Raw genomic sequence first — 606 nt, 5'->3', positions numbered from 1 at the left:
GGGGAGAAAAAACATGAACGTAGTATACCGGTTTCGGATCTATCCCAATAAAATACAGCAGGAACTGTTTGCAAAAACATTTGGATGTGTCAGGTTTGTATATAACCGGATGCTGGCAGAAAAGAAGGAATGCTATGAAAAGACCGGAAAAAACCTGAAGGTCACTCCGGCAAAATATAAGGCAGAGTTTCCATGGCTAAAAGAAGTGGACAGTCTTGCTCTGTGCAATGCCCAGCTGCATCTGCAGACTGCTTATAAAAACTTTTTCCGGGATCCATCGTTTGGATTTCCAAAATTCAAGTCAAAAAAGAATCCTGTTAAAAGCTATACAACAAACAGTGTAAATGGAAATATCCTGTTAAAAGATGGGAAGCTGAAGCTCCCAAAGGCAGGCTGGATCCGGATCCGGCAGCATCGTAAGATCCGGGAAGATGCCTGCTTGAAAGGTGCATCCGTCTGTCTGGAAGCTGATGGGCGGTATTATGTTTCTCTTCTGTATTTTTGTGAAGAAAAGCCGGTGGAAACAAGGAACATAAGGCAGGTCGTTGGACTCGATTTTTCCATAAAAGAACTATATGTAGATTCCAATGGAAAACATGCAGGTTA

At 42.2% G+C, this 606-nt stretch carries 1 protein-coding gene; it reads left to right on the top strand.

The window, feature by feature from the left end:
- Positions 1-13: 13 nt before the first annotated feature.
- Positions 14-606, top strand: a 593-nt coding sequence (locus DW826_RS18755; protein WP_242994133.1) for an RNA-guided endonuclease TnpB family protein, incomplete at its 3' end; no start/stop codon positions are given.

This window comes from Clostridium sp. AM34-11AC (genome assembly GCF_003435375.1).
Taxonomy (GTDB): domain Bacteria; phylum Bacillota; class Clostridia; order Lachnospirales; family Lachnospiraceae; genus Pilosibacter; species Pilosibacter fragilis.
Note: the sequence above shows the minus strand (reverse complement) of the source record. Positions and strands in the feature narration are given on the sequence as shown.